This is a genomic window from Polaromonas sp. P2_G11 (assembly GCF_056403595.1).
Genome location: NZ_JBFUFE010000001.1, coordinates 394,945 through 409,373 on the forward strand (window position 1 = coordinate 394,945; position 14,429 = coordinate 409,373).

The window sequence follows — 14,429 nt, forward strand, 5'->3', positions numbered from 1 at the left end:
AAGAGATCACCAATTTCTCTAAGCAATTGATTTCATTTGATAATTTTTCAATTAATCAAAAATTCACCAGTTTTTTTAAACTTATACTTCTTGAGTTCTTAGCTTTAAAGCTAGTACATTAGAAATATGAAGAAGAAAGTGGTGATGGGGTTCCTGGGTACCCAGCTGGATTCGGGCCTGAGTGCTTCGCGTTGGGAGAAATGGCGGCCGACAGTTTCAATCGCACAGCATGAAGACCTGATCGTCGACCGGCTGGAGCTGATGCACGACGTGCGCAACAAAGCGCTGGCCGAAAGGGTGCGCGAAGACGTGGTTCAGCTCTCGCCCGGCACCGAGGTTCGCCTGGTCGAGATGAACCTGGCCAATCCCTGGGATTTCGGCGAGGTCTACGGCGCGCTGTATGACTGGATGCGCGCCTACGCTTTCGACACTGAGCGCGAAGAGTACTGGGCGCACATCACCACCGGCACCCATGTGGCGCAGATCTGCCTGTTCCTGCTGGTCGAGGCGCGCTTCATTCCCGGCGTTCTGTTGCAGACGGCGCCGCCCAGGGGCCGGCAAGGCCAGGGCGTGGGCAGTTATGAACTGATTGACCTGGACCTTTCGCGGTATGACGCGATCAACACGCGGCTTGCGGTGGCGCAACAAGATGCAGTGTCCTTTCTCAAAAGCGGCATCGCCACACGCAACCCCCGCTTCAACAAGTTGATTGAGGAAATCGAACACATCGCCGTCCAGAGCAAGGCGCCCATCCTGCTGACGGGGCCCACGGGTGCGGGCAAGTCGATGCTGGCGCGGCGAATCTTCGAGCTCAAAAAGTCGCGCCACCAGGTCAGCGGCAGCTTTGTCGACGTGAACTGCGCGACGCTGCACGGCGACGGTGCGGGCTCCACGCTGTTCGGCCACAAGAAGGGGGCGTTCACCGGTGCGGCCAATGACCGTCCCGGCTTGCTGCGCACCGCCGACAAGGGCGTGCTGTTTCTCGACGAGATTGGCGAGCTGGGCCTGGACGAGCAGGCCATGCTGCTCAAGGCCGTGGAAGAAAAACGCTTCCTGCCCGTAGGTGCCGACAAAGAAGTCGAAAGCAGCTTCCAGCTGATCGCCGGTACCAACAAGGACTTGCGTCTGGAAGTCGCCCGCGGGCGCTTCCGCGAGGACCTTTTTGCGCGTATCAATCTGTGGACTTACACCCTGCCCGGCCTCAGCCAGCGCCGGGAGGATATCGAGCCCAACATGGACCACCAGCTCACGCTCGCATCCGAGGATCTGGGCAGGAAAACCCGCATGACCGCTGAAGCCCGCGCAGCCTACCTGCGATTTGCACAATCGGGCGAGGCCATCTGGGCTGGCAATTTTCGCGACTTGAGCGCATCCATCACCCGCCTTGCCACGCTGGGTGACAACGGCCGCATCGGCGCAAGCCTGGTGGAGGCCGAGATCGCGCGGCTACGCTGGCAATGGCAGGCCACAGAACGGGAAGCTAGCGGCGGCGCTGCCTCACTCGCCGAATTAATGGGAGGCGCCGCGGACACACTCGATTATTTTGAACAGCTACAGCTTCAGGCCGTGATTGAGGTCTGCCGCAAAAGCGCCTCCCTCAGCGACGCCGGGCGGGCGCTCTTCAATGTATCGCGCACCCAGCGCAGCGTAGTGAATGATGCGGACAGGCTGCGCAAATATCTGCTGAAATTTGACCTGACCTGGGAGAAGCTGTCGACCTGAACCCGGGTACAAACCCGAAACACAAGGCCACGCAGCCCTATTCGCTCATCACCACCAGCACCTGCGCGTCGCTGCGGCCCAGCGAAAGGTAGATGTGGCCCACGCCGCTGTCGAAATAGGCCGACTCATGGCGCGCCACTTCGATGATTTCGCCGGTCTCGAACTCGATGCGCACCCGGCCCGACAGAACGATCACGAACTCCTGCCCTGCGTGGCGGATAAAGTCGGGGAACTGGCTGCGGCTGCGCGCCACGATGCGGCCGTGCATCGGCGTCATGCGCTTGCCCGGAAAGCCGGCGGCCAGCGCGCCGTAGTCATAGTTGCCCGAGCTGTAGGCCGGCGCACCGCCTGCTTCGGACCAGACCACCACCGGCTTTGCAGCGCCAGGGGCCGGCGCCGCGGCTCGCGCGTCCAGCAGCTGCCCCACGTCCAGCGATAGCGCCCGCGCTACGGCGGCCAGCTTTTCATAGCTGACCGAAATCTGGCCCAGCTCCATCTTGGACAGCGTGGACAGTGCCACGCCGGAACGGCCGGACAGGTCCTTGAGCGTCAGCCGCCGCGCCTTGCGGTGCCCGCGCAGGCTCAGGCCGAGCCGCACCCGGTCCGCCTCGGGGGCGGCGGCAGGGTTGCGGGCGGGGCGTGCAGGCATGGTGTTTTCCCTTTTTTCGAAAAATCCCGGTAAATGGGCTGGACAGGCATGATTCTCGCATGTGAGAATTCTCAAATGAGAGAATTTGACATCCTTATCTTCGGCGCCGGCATTGCGGGCGCATCTTTGGCCTGGCGCCTGGCCGGGCAACGCAGCGTTGCGCTCGTCGAACGTGAATCCCAGCCGGGGTTTCACTCCACCGGCCGGTCGGCGGCCATGTTCATGGAAACCTACGGCCCGCCCACGGTGCGGGCGCTGACGCGTGCGAGCCGCGGGTTTTACGAACGGCCGCCGGAAGGGTTTCACCCGGCGCTGATACAGCCCCGGGGCGTGCTTTACCTCGCCACGCACGGCCAGGAAGAAGAACTGGCGCACACGCGCCAGGAACTGTCCGCAAGCTGCCCCGGCCTGGTGACGCTGGACGCCGGCACCACGCTGGCCCATGTGCCCTGCCTGCGGCCCGATGTGGTGCACGGCGCGCTGTACGACGCAGGTGCGCAGGACATGGATGTGCATGCATTGCACCAGGGCTTTCTGCGCGGCTTTCGCCAGAAGGCCGGTGCCGACGGGGAGCTGCGCACCGCCGCCACCCTGACACAGGCCACCCACGACGGCCAGCGCTGGACCCTGCAATTCAGCGATGGCGAGACGCTGCGCGCCAAAACCGTGGTGAATGCCGCAGGCGCCTGGGCTGACGAGCTGGCCGCCATGTTTGGCGCGCAGCCCATCGGCCTGGTGCCGCACCGGCGCAGCGCCTTTACCTTCAAGGCGCCCGAGGGCATGGACGCCTCACACTGGCCCGCCGTGGTGGGTGTGGATGAAAGCTACTACTTCAAGCCCGATGCCGGGCAGCTGCTGGGCTCACCCGCCAATGCGGATCCGACGGTTCCGCACGACGTGGTTCCTGAAGAGCTGGACATTGCCATGGGTATCCACCAGATCGAAAGTGTGTCGACACTGACGATCCGCCGCCCTTCCAGTACATGGGCCGGCCTGCGCTCTTTTGTACCCGACGGGGAAATGGTGATTGGCCATGACAACGCCTGCCCCGGCTTTTTCTGGCTCGCGGCGCAGGGCGGCTACGGCATCCAGAGCGCGGCAGGTGCAAGTGCGCTGGCCGATGCACTGATCCGCCAGGCTGCGCTGCCTGAAGAATTGGCCCTGCAAGGCGTTGATGCGTCCAGGCTGTCTCCTGCCCGGTTGCGTTAAACCTTGAGCCAACCCCCTTCGAATCACTCCTTTCCGATTGATCAAATTTTCAACGAGGCCTACCATGCACCACATGTCTTTCAAAGCAATGCGCCGCACGCTGATCGCCAGCGCCTTCTTTTCCTGCGGGCTTGCCGCCATGGTTGGACCCGCCCATGCGGCCGATTTTCCTGACCGCCCGGTGACGCTGGTCGCGCCCTTCCCTGCCGGCGGTGCGGCCGACGTGCTGGCGCGTATCCTGGGCAAGGCCCTGGGTGACCAATTGGGCCAACCCGTGGTGGTTGAAAACAAGCCGGGCGCCGGCACCGCCATAGGCGCCGCCGCAGTGGCCAACGCCAAGCCCGACGGCTATACCCTGCTCGTGAGCTCCAACTCCACCTTCACGCTGAACCCCGCGCTGCAACCCAAGCTGTCTTATGACCCGGCCAGGGGCTTTGACGCGATAGGCATGGTGGGCTCGGTGGCGCTGGCCATGCTGGTGAATCCGTCGGTCACGGCCACCGACGTGCACCAGTTCGTCGCGGCGGCCAAGGCCAATCCGGACAAATACCTGTACGGCAGCTTCGGCAATGGCACCAGCTCCAACTTCGCCGGCGCGATGTTCAATACGGCCACGGGCCTGAAGATGACGCATGTGCCCTACAAGGGCTCCGGCCCCCTGATGACCGATCTGATCGGCGGCCAGATCCCGGTGTCTTTCGACACCGTGGTCGCTGCATCGCAGCAACTCAAGTCCGGCAAGATCCGCGTGCTGGCCGTGGCCATGAACAAGCGCTCGGCCCTGCTGCCCAATGTGCCGACCATGGCCGAGGCCGGCTACCCGGCCGTCGACATGAACGCCTGGCTGGCCGTGGTGGCGCCCAAGGGCTTGCCGGTGCCCGTCAAGGCACGGCTGGAAAAAGCTTTGGCGACGGTGATGGCCAATCCCGAAACACTGGACAAGCTCAAGGCCGCTGGCTTCGAACCCGGCTATACCGCGGTTCCCGACTGGTCCGGCTTGGTGACGGCCGAGATCGCGCGCATGAAGGCGCTGGCCGAACGCTCTCAAATAAAAACCGACTGAACAAGACACTCATATGCGATCCACTCTTCCAGACATCTCCGCCGTCGAACTCCGCAGCCTGATCGCCAGCCGCGAGGTATCGCCGGTGGAGCTGATGGACGCCTGCATAGACCGCATCGAACGCCTCAACCCCGCCATCAACGCGATCTGCGCGACCGACTTCACGCGTGCGCGCGAGGGTGCACGCGAAGCCGAAGCGCAAGTGATGCGCGGCGCACCGCTGGGCCCTTTGCACGGACTGCCGCTGGGGGTGAAGGATCTGCAGGACACCGCGGGCCTGCTCACCACCTACGGCAACATAGGACTTCGCGGCAACGTGCCGGCCAAAGACAACGCGCTGGTGGCCAAACTGCGCGCGGCGGGCGCCATCGTCACGGCCAAGACCAACGTGCCCGACATGGGTGCCGGCGCCAACTCACGCAACCCGGTGTGGGGCGCGACGGGCAACCCGTTCAACCCCACGCTCAACGCCGGCGGTTCTTCCGGCGGCTCGGCGGCGGCGCTGGCAGCCGGCATGCTGCCGATCTGCACCGGCTCCGACACCGGCGGCTCGCTGCGTATCCCGGCTTCGCTCTGCGGCGTGGTCGGCCTGCGGCCTTCGCCCGGACTGGTGGCCAACGATGCCCGGCCACTGGGCTGGTCCGTCATCTCCGTACTCGGCCCCATGGGGCGCAACGTGGCCGATACGGCGCTGCTGTTTGCCGCCAGCGTAGGCGCGAACCCACGCGACCCGCTTTCCTACCCGGTGGATGCCTCCACATTCTGGCCCTTGAAGCAGGTGGACCTTTCCACCTTGCGTGTGGGCACCACGGAAGACTTTGGCATGTGCATCGTGGACCCGGAAATCCGGCGCGTGTTCCGCCAGCGCGTGGAAGCCATCCGGCCGCTGGTAGCGAGCTGCGAGCCGATAGACCTTGAGCTGGGCGATGCCGACCGCGCCTTTGACACGCTGCGCGCAGAAAGTTTTGTCGCGGCATTCGCTGACACCTACCGCAACGCGCCCGAAACGCTGGGCCCGAATGTACGCGCCAACATGGAAATCGCAGCCGCCATCACCCTGGCGGACCGCGCCTGGGCGCACCTGGAACAAACACGCATTTCGCGCCGCTTTGCCAAAGCTTTCGAGCAGTACGACATCATCCTGGCGCCCGTCACGCCGGTCACGCCCTTCCCCTGGACAGAGCTGTATGCCGGCAACATCGACGGCCAGGCCATGCGCAACTACTACCACTGGCTGGGCCTGACCTATGTGGTGACCCTGGCCACCAACCCGGCGCTGGCGTTGCCCTGCGGCAAGGACGAACACGGCATGCCTTTCGGGCTGCAGGTGATTGGACGGCTGCACGCCGATGCGCAACTGCTGGCCGCATGCCAGGCGCTGGAACAGGTCTTTGAAGCCAGCGATACCTTGCGCAGGCCGCAACCCGATTTGCAAACTTTGCAGACGGCACGGCCGGAACTCAAATCCATCGTCACGCATCCGCCCGAGATCAGCGCGGCGCCCGGCACGGGTGGTTTGACGGCCGTGTGAGGTTTTTTCCCTGTTTTATTTACCAAACAGGCCCGAAACGCAGGCAGAACCTGCGCAAGTAGCTACAAAATCAATAGCGCCCGGAAGTCATTGACGTTGGTATGTGTGGGCCCGGGAATGACCAGGCCACCCAGCGGCTCGAAGTAGCCGTAGGCGTCGTTGCGGTCCAGGTACTGGTCCAGCTTCATGCCTTTGGCCAGTGCGCACTGCAGCGTGTCGGGCGCCACATAGGCACCCGCGTTGTCCTCCACGCCATCAATGCCGTCGGTGTCAGCTGCCAGCGCATACACACCCGGCTGGCCCTGCAGGGCCAAGGCCAGGCCCATGCAGAATTCGCCGGCACGGCCTCCGCGGCCGCGGGGTGTGCCTTCTGCTTGCTTGCGGACGGTCACTGTGGTTTCCCCGCCGCTCAGGATCACGCAGGGCTTGCTGAAGGGCTGCCCCTTCAATGCCACGGCACGGGCAAGCGCCGCATGCACCTTGCCGACCTCGCGGGATTCACCTTCCATCTCGTCGCTCAGGATGTGCGCCTGCAAGCCGGCTGCGCGCGCCACAGCGGCGGCAGCCTCCAGGCTTTGCTGCGGCGTGGCAATCATATGCACCTCATGGCCTTTGAAGACCGCATCGCCCGGCTTGGGCGTTTCGAGTGCGCCCTGCTCCAGCAGGCTCATGATGGCGCCGGGCACTTCAATGCCGTAGCGCTGCAGGATGGCCACCGCCTCGGCGCAACTGGTGGCGTCAGGCACAGTAGGGCCGCTGGCGATGATGGACGGATCGTCTCCCGGCACGTCGCTGATGGTCAGCGTCACCACACGCGCCGGCGCGCAGGCTGCGGCCAGGCGGCCGCCCTTGATGCGCGAGAGATGTTTGCGCACGCAGTTCATCTCGGAAATATTGGCGCCGCTGTTGAGCAGCGCCTTGTTGATACGCTGCTTGTCTTCCAGCGTCAAGCCTTCGGCCGGCAAGGTCAGCAACGCCGAGCCGCCCCCCGAGATCAGGCACAGCACCAGGTCGTTTTTGCCCAGCCCCTGCACCATGGCCAGGATGCGCTGTGCAGCTTCCAGCCCTGCCGCGTCCGGCACCGGGTGCGCGGCTTCGACAACCTCGATGCGCTGTTTCAGTCCCTCGGGGCGCGGCGGAATGTGGTGGTAGCGGGTCACAACCAGGCCTTCAAGCGGCGCGTCGGCGGGCCACAGTGCCTCCACCGCCTGCGCCATGGAACCGCCGGCCTTGCCCGCACCGATCACGATGGTGCGGCCGCCGCTTTCGGGGGTGGGCGGTTTGGGCAGGTAGCGTGCGGTGTTCTCAAGCGGCAGCGCGCGCGCAACGGCGGCGGCGTACAGGTGCTCGAGGAACTGGCGCGGCTGGGTGGCGGCGTCCGGGATGGGCGTGCCGGGGGTAGGTGTCTTGGCTGCAGTCATTGAAATGTCTCCACCCCGGATTGTGCCGTGGTAACCGGGCAGTAACCCGGAAACGCGGGATGGTTTGGGATTTCGCCGGAAAGGCAGTTTCCTAGAATGAGCCATCATCCACCGAAGCAGAAAGAAGAGTCTCATGAACGCCTACCTGGCCCTGGGCATCGCCATCGTTGCCGAAGTCATTGCCACCACGGCACTCAAGTCCAGCGACAGTTTCACGCGCCTGGTGCCCTCGTTGATCAGCATCGCGGGTTATGGCACCGCGCTGTATCTCCTCACGGTGACGATGAAGTCCATCCCCACCGGCGTGACCTACGCCATATGGTCGGGCCTGGGCATTGTGCTGATCAGCATCACCAGTTTCTTCGTTCACCAGCAGAAGATTGACCTCTGGGGCATGGTGGGGATGGCGCTCATCATTGCCGGCGTGGTGGTGTTGAACCTTCTTTCCAACACCACCAGCCTCCACTGAGGCCCCGGTCTTGAGGCCCCAACAGGACTTTCATCTCACGGTAAAGATCCGGCATTGGAGTTGAAGCCATAACCGACCGGCGCCGGGAGCTACTTTTTCCCCAGGCCCAGGCGCTTCGCACCTTCGGTGTAGATACGGATGCGCTCCTTCATGAAGCCGTCCATCTGCTCCTGGCCCACGTTGACGAGCTCAAAGCCGTTTTTGGCGGCAAGCTCCTTCATCTCGGGATCGTTGTTCAGCACGGCCCACATGTCGGACAGCCGCTTGCGCGCTTCCAGCGGGGTGGATTTGGGCACGCCAATGCCGCGGTAGGCGCCGTCCACCCAGTCCACACCAAGCTCCCTGAAGGTAGGCACGTCGGGCATCATCGGGTGGCGCTTTTCCATGGCGACTGCCAGCGGGCGCACCCTGCCCTTGTTGCCGATGGCAAACGGCGTGTAGGTCATCGCACCGTCGACCTGCGAGCCGATCACGGCCATCGTCATGTCCCCGGTGCCCTTGTAGGGCACATAGGTGCTCTTGACGCCGAAAGCCGCGTTGAGCCGCTCATGCGCCGCATGGTTGGCGGAGTTCAGCCCTGAGCCTCCCAGGTTCAGCTTGCCGGGGTCTTTTTTGGCTGCGGCGATGAAGTCCGCAAACGTTTTGATAGGGCTTTTCTCGGGCACCACCAGCACGTCGGGGGTGTAGTGGAACCAGAACACCGGCACGATGTCGGCAGTTTTGTACTGCACCTCGCCCTCGATGGGCTGGAACACGATGTGCGGCAGGTTGATGCCCACTACATTGAGGCCGTCGCCCGGCAGGTTGTTCATCTGGCCCCACATCAGGCCGCCGCCGGCGCCCGCCTTGTACTGGATGATGGTGTCGACGGCCGGGCATTTTTTCTTGAGCACGACCTGCTGGTGGCGCGCCGACAGGTCCGACTCACCACCCGGTGGAAAGGCCTGCCAGTACAGCACGTTCCTGTCGGGGCACACCACACCCGCTGCGGGCGCGGCAGTCTGCGCCATGGCGGCGGGCACTGCGGCCATGCAGAAAATGCCCATCCACTTTTTCACTTCAACTTTCATGGTGTGTCTCCTGAATGTTTCTGAAGCGGAAAACTCGCCGGCATGCGTAGCCTGGTTGCACCGGCTTTCACTGAAAGGCTCAAGCGGCCTGCAGTAGTCGCTGCCTGCCGACCTCTGCACAGACGGCCTGGGTGACCTGCGCCGTTGTGGCGCTGCCGCCCAGGTCGCGCGTGTGCAGCGCAGCGCTGGCGGTCGCCTTTTCGATTGCGGCCATCAACACCGCGGCCGCACCGGTTTCGCCCAGGTGCTCCAGCAGCATGACACAACTCCAGAAAGTGCCAATAGGGTTCGCCAGACCTTTTCCCATGATGTCAAAGGCCGAGCCGTGAATCGGCTCGAACATGCTCGGGTAGCGGCGCTCGGGGTCGATATTGCCCGTCGGTGCAATGCCCAGGCTGCCGGCCAGCGCGGCCGCCAGGTCGCTCAGGATATCGGCATGCAGGTTGGTGGCGACCACGGTATCGAGCGAAGCGGGGCGGTTGACCATGCGGGCCGTGCAGGCGTCGACCAGTTCCTTGTCCCAGGTCACGTCCGGAAACTCCCGGCTGATCTGCAGCGCGATCTCGTCCCACATCACCATGGCATGGCGCTGGGCGTTGGACTTGGTGACCACGGTCAGCAGCTTGCGCGGGCGGGACTGGGCGAGCCTGAAGGCAAAGCGCATGATGCGCTCGACGCCGGCGCGGGTCATCATCGACACATCGGTGGCCACTTCGATCGGGTGGCCCTGGTGGGCGCGCCCGCCCACACCTGAATACTCGCCTTCGGAGTTCTCGCGCACGATCACCCAGTTGAGCTGCTCCGGTGTGCAGCGCTTGAGCGGCGCGTCGATGCCGGGCAGGATGCGCGTGGGCCGCACATTGGCGTACTGGTCGAAGCCCTGGCAAATTTTGAGGCGCAAGCCCCAAAGCGTGATGTGGTCGGGAATGTGCGGGTCGCCGGCCGAGCCAAACAGGATGGCGTCTTTGTCGCGCAGCGCGTCCAGGCCATCCTCCGGCATCATCATGCCGTGCCGGCGATAGTAGTCGCCGCCCCAATCAAAAGCACTGAAGCTGAAGTCGAAATTCTTTTGCGCGGCGGCCAGGGCCTGCAGCACCTGCTGGCCGGCCGGTATGACTTCCTTGCCAATGCCGTCGCCGGGGATGCAGGCGATCTTGTAGGTCTTCATGTCGGTTCCTCTGTTTTCTCGGTTGTGATCTGCTCACTGTAACGATTGGCACAGACAATAAAACCCCCTAAAGTAAGATTACTGTTAACCACAGGTTACGAATGATTCCAGTCAACGCAGCCCCCTCGGAGATGGCTTTTTTCAGCCTGCTGGCGCGCTACGGCAGCTTGTCGGCCACGGCGCGCGAGCTCGGCGTCAGCACGGCAGCCATCAGCAAGCGGCTCGCGCAGATGGAGGCCAGGCTGGGGGTGCAGTTGCTGAGCCGCACCACGCGGCGCGCCAGCCTCACGCAGGAAGGCGAGATTTACCTCACGCACGCGCGCCGCATCCTGGCCGACATTGACGACATGGAGCAGCAGGTGTCCAGTGCCGTGGCGGCGCCCAAGGGCCTGCTGCGCGTGAACGCCACCGTGGGCTTCGGCCGCAGCCATGTGGCGCCGCTGATCTCGCGTTTCGTGAAAGCCCATCCCGGGGTAGAAGTGCAGTTGCAGCTCACGGTCAATCCGCCGCCGCTGACTGAAGACGCCTTCGATGTTTGTGTCCGTTTCGGTGAACCGCCGGACGCCCGCGTGATTGCGCGGCTGATCGCACCGAATCGCCGCCTGCTCTGCGCTTCACCGGCCTATCTGGCCCGCCACGGCACGCCCAGGGTGCCGCATGACCTGGCGCAGCACAACTGCATCGGCATACGCCAGGGCGACGAGGCCTACGGCATGTGGCGCCTGGCTTCCGGCAAGCACACGCAGGCCATCAAGGTGCACGGCAACCTCAGCACCAGCGACGGCGAGATTGCGGTGAACTGGGCCCTCGACGGTCACGGCATTTTGATGCGCGCCGAATGGGACATCGCCAAATACCTGCGCAGCGGCAGGCTGGTGCAGGTGCTCGAGAACTACCGCACACCGGCAGCCGACATCCATGCGGTGTACCCGGCCCGGCATCAGCATTCGGTGCGGGTCAGGGCTTTTGTGGATTTCCTGGCCCAGCATTTCAGCAAGCCGTCCACACGCGCCGCGGGGCTGGCCGGCAACTGGTAAGGCTTGCCCGGCTTACTCGGTTTACTCGGCTTACTCCGTTTTGGCGCCCGCATCGAACCACTGCCTGATCACCTGCCGCTCGGCCTCGGTGATGCCCGTGGCATTGTTCATGGGCATCAGCCGTGTGACCACCGCCTGCTGGTAGACCTGCGTCGCATGGCGCTTCAATGCTTCGGGCGAATCAAGCCGCACGTTTTTCATCTGCACCTGCGCGCCGTGGCACAGGTAGCAGCGCTGGGCCATGATGGCCTGCACTTGTTGAAAGCTATTTTGGCCAGAGGCGCCCACTGGATGTGCGCCACCAGCTACTGAATTGATAGTGACCACAGCGGCAGGAGGTTTCATCCAGACGATCACGGCAGCGATGACAGCCACGCCCACCAGCGCATACGGCAACGGGTGGCGGTTGCGGCCCAGTTTGTAGCCGTGGCGCAGCACAAAAAACTGGCGTATGGCGGCGCCGGCCAGCATCATCAGGATCAGCACCAGCCAGTTTTGCGGATGGCTCCAGGTGAAGCTGTAGTGGTTGCTGAGCATGGCGAAGAGCACCGGCAGCGTGAAGTAAGTGTTGTGCACGCTGCGCTGTTTGCCGCGCTGGCCGTGCACCGCATCGACCGGCTCGCCGGCCTTGATGGCGGCCACGACCTTGCGCTGACCGGGGATGATCCAGAAGAACACATTGGCACTCATGGCGGTGGCCATCATGGCGCCTACCAGCAAGAAGGCCGCGCGCCCGGCAAACCAGTGGCAGGCCAGCCAGGAGGCTGCGCACACCAGCACCGCCACCAGCGCGCCGACGATGGCGTCGCCGTTTTTCCATTTTCCGAAAATCTGGCAGATGCCGTCGTACAGCATCCAGAAAATTACAAAGAAGGACAGCGCTACCGCACCGGCCGCGCCGGACGACCAGTTCATCAGCGATTTGTCGACAAGGTAGGTGCCGGCGTTCCACAAATAGGAGATCGTGAACAGCGCAAAGCCCGACAGCCAGGTGCTGTAGCTTTCCCAGTAAAACCAGTGCAGGTGCGCCGGCAGTTGCGGCGGCTTGACAGCGAATTTGACGGGGTGGTAAAAACCGCCGCCGTGCACGGCCCAGAGCTCGCCGCTCACGCCCTGCTTTTTGAGGTCTTCGTCCTCGGGCGGCGTGAGGCTGCTGTCGAGAAAGACAAAATAAAACGAGGAACCCACCCAGGCGATGGCGGTGATGACATGGACCCAGCGCAGCAGCAGGTTGGCCCAGTCGAGAAGGTAGTTTTCCATATCTCTCAACCTATGCAGCACGCGAGGGCGCTGCCTTGTGCAACCTGCTCACCACTGCGGGCGCTGTAAGCAGAAACAAGGCCGCGAACAAAAGAAGCTGGCGCTAACTTGAAGTTAGCTCCGGCTTCCCGGCTCCGCTGCGGCCTGACGCACCAAGTTTATAGAGTTTGGCTTCAGCTCCGAAAAATTTCTGCGCCGCGCTCAACCCGCGTTGATGGTTTGCAACAGCTGGGCCGCTACCGCCACGGCGATGACTTCCGGCTCCTTGCCAGTAATGCCGGGCACGCCGATGGGGCACGTCACTTGCGCCAGCTCGCTCGCGGCGAAGCCCCGGGCTTCCAGGCGGTGGCGGAATGCCGCCCATTTGGTCTTGCTGCCGATCAAGCCGATGTAGGGTAAATCGGATTTCTCGCGCTGGCGCAGCAGGCAGGCAGCCACGATGTCGAGGTCTTCCGCATGGCTGAAGCTCATGATGAGCACGCGGGACTGCGGCGCCAGGCCAGGCACGGCGGCTTGTACGGGATCGGAATGTTCGGCCACCACGCGCGGCGGCACGCTGGCGGGGAACACGCCGTCGCGGCTGTCTATCCAGCTGAGTGAAAACGGCAAGGGGGCGAGCACCCGCACCAGCGCGTGGCCGACGTGGCCGCCGCCGAACAGCGCCACCGGCGTCAACTCGGCCTGGCCCAATCGCACGGCTAGCGCCGGTGTGTCGCCCGCGCTGACGCATTCAAAGCGCAACGCCACCACGCCGCCGCAGCACTGGCCCAGCGACGGGCCCAGCGCTACGCGCAGTGTTGTCGCCTGACGCCCGGCGGCGTCACCCGCGAGCAGCGCACGCGCCCTGGTGATGGCATCGTATTCCAGGTGGCCGCCGCCTATGGTGCCCACCAGCGCATCGGGAAAGACCGCCATCCAGGTTCCCGCCTCGCGAGGCACCGAGCCGTGCGCCTCTGCCACCTCCACCAGCACCGCCGGCGCCGAGGCCAGGCGGGTCAGGAAGTCTTCAAGTTGCAGACTGGAGACACTGGAAACCATTGGTGACGACTTGGCGGTTGGAGGGTTGAAATATTGGGCAAAATGCCTTGACTGCCACCTTAGCACTACCTTGGCGCCGGGCAGTTCCCGGGCATGATGGCAGGTATATCAGGAATCCAATGAGCCGGCCGTTCAAAAAGCCGGCAAAGGCAAGCACGATGAGACAAGACATGCCCCACTCCACACCGCGCCGCTTCTGGCTGGTGGCCCTGCTTTCAGCAGCAGCTGCCGCCGTCGTCAGTGCCTGCAAGACCGCGCCGGAACCTGCGCCCGCCACACCCAAAGCCCCAGACCCCTCTCCAGTGATCGGGCCGATCGCCGGCCCGCAAGGTTCGGCCAGAAGCTCAGGGGCGACCACGCCGCGTGCCTATCGGGAAGACGGTGCCACGCATATCTACGGCCTCAATTCCGACCGTATCTACAAAGGCCGCATGCCACCGCTGCTGTATGCCGTGGGCGTGCTGAATGTGGAAATCGACCGGGTCGGCCGCGTCACCCGTCTGGACTGGATGCGCGCACCGCGCCATGCACCCGAAGTGATGGCGGAGATCGAACGCACCATCCAGCAGGCGTCCCCCTTCCCGGCGCCTACGCGCATGGGCAAGGTGGTCTACACCGATACCTGGCTTTGGCACAAGAGCGGCAAATTCCAGCTCGACACGCTCACAGAAGGACAAGACTAGCCCCCACGGTCGCTCACTTCGTGTAGCTCCCTGCCCCCCGAGGGGGCCGCCCGCCTGCAGTCCGGCAAAGCCGGTCCTACGGCTCGTGCTGGCCTTGGTTGGCTCGCTT

Annotated in this window: 12 protein-coding genes and 1 pseudogene; 7 read left to right on the top strand and 6 right to left on the bottom strand. The window is 63.9% G+C overall.

From position 1 onward, the window contains the following. Positions 1-144 precede the first annotated feature (144 nt). A pseudogene (gene rtcR, locus AC1DWQ_RS01980) lies at positions 145-1,656 on the top strand (RNA repair transcriptional activator RtcR); the annotation flags it as partial. Positions 1,657-1,759: 103 nt separating this feature from the next. Here the strand turns inward: rtcR and AC1DWQ_RS01985 are convergent. Next, positions 1,760-2,371, bottom strand: a complete 612-nt coding sequence (locus AC1DWQ_RS01985) for a helix-turn-helix domain-containing protein (RefSeq protein WP_477668138.1) — start codon at positions 2,369-2,371, stop codon at positions 1,760-1,762. A 75-nt stretch (positions 2,372-2,446) separates the two neighbouring features. Here AC1DWQ_RS01985 and AC1DWQ_RS01990 point away from each other — a divergent pair, with 75 nt between their 5' ends. The 3 genes from AC1DWQ_RS01990 (at position 2,447) to AC1DWQ_RS02000 (ending at position 6,174) form a co-directional block, all read left to right on the top strand. Beyond that, positions 2,447-3,580 (top strand): NAD(P)/FAD-dependent oxidoreductase, encoded by a 1,134-nt coding sequence (locus tag AC1DWQ_RS01990; RefSeq protein ID WP_477668139.1) that lies wholly within the window; start codon positions 2,447-2,449, stop codon positions 3,578-3,580. A gap of 64 nt (positions 3,581-3,644) precedes the next feature. Then, complete coding sequence (locus AC1DWQ_RS01995; RefSeq protein WP_477668140.1) at positions 3,645-4,643, top strand: Bug family tripartite tricarboxylate transporter substrate binding protein; 999 nt, start codon at positions 3,645-3,647, stop codon at positions 4,641-4,643. Between the two features lie 13 nt (positions 4,644-4,656). After that, positions 4,657-6,174, top strand: coding sequence for an amidase (locus AC1DWQ_RS02000; protein ID WP_477668141.1), 1,518 nt, complete (start codon positions 4,657-4,659; stop codon positions 6,172-6,174). A 62-nt stretch (positions 6,175-6,236) separates the two neighbouring features. Here AC1DWQ_RS02000 and AC1DWQ_RS02005 read toward each other — a convergent pair whose 3' ends face one another. Continuing rightward, positions 6,237-7,595 carry a glycerate kinase type-2 family protein gene (locus tag AC1DWQ_RS02005; RefSeq protein WP_477668142.1) on the bottom strand — a complete coding sequence of 453 codons (1,359 nt, stop codon included), beginning with the start codon at positions 7,593-7,595 and terminating at the stop codon, positions 6,237-6,239. 133 nt (positions 7,596-7,728) lie between these two features. On the opposite strand from AC1DWQ_RS02005, the gene AC1DWQ_RS02010 reads away from it, so the two are divergent. Beyond that, positions 7,729-8,064 (top strand): DMT family transporter, encoded by a 336-nt coding sequence (locus AC1DWQ_RS02010; protein ID WP_457279830.1) that lies wholly within the window; start codon positions 7,729-7,731, stop codon positions 8,062-8,064. 89 nt (positions 8,065-8,153) lie between these two features. Here AC1DWQ_RS02010 and AC1DWQ_RS02015 read toward each other — a convergent pair whose 3' ends face one another. Beyond that, positions 8,154-9,134: a tripartite tricarboxylate transporter substrate binding protein gene (locus tag AC1DWQ_RS02015; protein WP_477668143.1), complete on the bottom strand. Its 981-nt coding sequence runs from the start codon at positions 9,132-9,134 to the stop codon at positions 8,154-8,156. Positions 9,135-9,213: 79 nt separating this feature from the next. Beyond that, complete coding sequence (locus AC1DWQ_RS02020) at positions 9,214-10,302, bottom strand: tartrate dehydrogenase (RefSeq protein WP_477668144.1); 1,089 nt, start codon at positions 10,300-10,302, stop codon at positions 9,214-9,216. 101 nt (positions 10,303-10,403) lie between these two features. Here AC1DWQ_RS02020 and AC1DWQ_RS02025 point away from each other — a divergent pair, with 101 nt between their 5' ends. Beyond that, a complete protein-coding gene (locus tag AC1DWQ_RS02025; RefSeq protein ID WP_477668145.1) occupies positions 10,404-11,339 on the top strand; it encodes a LysR substrate-binding domain-containing protein in 936 nt (311 codons plus the stop codon). Between the two features lie 30 nt (positions 11,340-11,369). On the opposite strand, the gene AC1DWQ_RS02030 is transcribed toward AC1DWQ_RS02025, so the two are convergent. Continuing rightward, complete coding sequence (locus AC1DWQ_RS02030; protein ID WP_477668146.1) at positions 11,370-12,599, bottom strand: urate hydroxylase PuuD; 1,230 nt, start codon at positions 12,597-12,599, stop codon at positions 11,370-11,372. A gap of 201 nt (positions 12,600-12,800) precedes the next feature. Continuing rightward, the gene (gene xdhC / locus AC1DWQ_RS02035) at positions 12,801-13,637 is read right to left on the bottom strand and encodes a xanthine dehydrogenase accessory protein XdhC (protein WP_477668147.1); all 837 of its coding nucleotides are present in this window, start codon (positions 13,635-13,637) and stop codon (positions 12,801-12,803) included. 170 nt (positions 13,638-13,807) lie between these two features. Here xdhC and AC1DWQ_RS02040 point away from each other — a divergent pair, with 170 nt between their 5' ends. Next, on the top strand, positions 13,808-14,320 hold the full coding sequence (locus AC1DWQ_RS02040) for a hypothetical protein (protein ID WP_477668148.1): 513 nt from the start codon (positions 13,808-13,810) through the stop codon (positions 14,318-14,320). Positions 14,321-14,429: the final 109 nt, after the last annotated feature.

What these genes read in the sequence shown, in the direction of transcription:
- AC1DWQ_RS01985 (WP_477668138.1), bottom strand. Translation starts at nt 2,371, where the DNA reads ATGCCTGCACGCCCCGCCCGCAACCCTGCCGCCGCCCCCGAGGCGGAC.
- AC1DWQ_RS01990 (WP_477668139.1), top strand. Translation starts at nt 2,447, where the DNA reads ATGAGAGAATTTGACATCCTTATCTTCGGCGCCGGCATTGCGGGCGCA.
- AC1DWQ_RS01995 (WP_477668140.1), top strand. Translation starts at nt 3,645, where the DNA reads ATGCACCACATGTCTTTCAAAGCAATGCGCCGCACGCTGATCGCCAGC.
- AC1DWQ_RS02000 (WP_477668141.1), top strand. Translation starts at nt 4,657, where the DNA reads ATGCGATCCACTCTTCCAGACATCTCCGCCGTCGAACTCCGCAGCCTG.
- AC1DWQ_RS02005 (WP_477668142.1), bottom strand. Translation starts at nt 7,595, where the DNA reads ATGACTGCAGCCAAGACACCTACCCCCGGCACGCCCATCCCGGACGCC.
- AC1DWQ_RS02010 (WP_457279830.1), top strand. Translation starts at nt 7,729, where the DNA reads ATGAACGCCTACCTGGCCCTGGGCATCGCCATCGTTGCCGAAGTCATT.
- AC1DWQ_RS02015 (WP_477668143.1), bottom strand. Translation starts at nt 9,134, where the DNA reads ATGAAAGTTGAAGTGAAAAAGTGGATGGGCATTTTCTGCATGGCCGCA.
- AC1DWQ_RS02020 (WP_477668144.1), bottom strand. Translation starts at nt 10,302, where the DNA reads ATGAAGACCTACAAGATCGCCTGCATCCCCGGCGACGGCATTGGCAAG.
- AC1DWQ_RS02025 (WP_477668145.1), top strand. Translation starts at nt 10,404, where the DNA reads ATGATTCCAGTCAACGCAGCCCCCTCGGAGATGGCTTTTTTCAGCCTG.
- AC1DWQ_RS02030 (WP_477668146.1), bottom strand. Translation starts at nt 12,599, where the DNA reads ATGGAAAACTACCTTCTCGACTGGGCCAACCTGCTGCTGCGCTGGGTC.
- xdhC (WP_477668147.1), bottom strand. Translation starts at nt 13,637, where the DNA reads ATGGTTTCCAGTGTCTCCAGTCTGCAACTTGAAGACTTCCTGACCCGC.
- AC1DWQ_RS02040 (WP_477668148.1), top strand. Translation starts at nt 13,808, where the DNA reads ATGCCCCACTCCACACCGCGCCGCTTCTGGCTGGTGGCCCTGCTTTCA.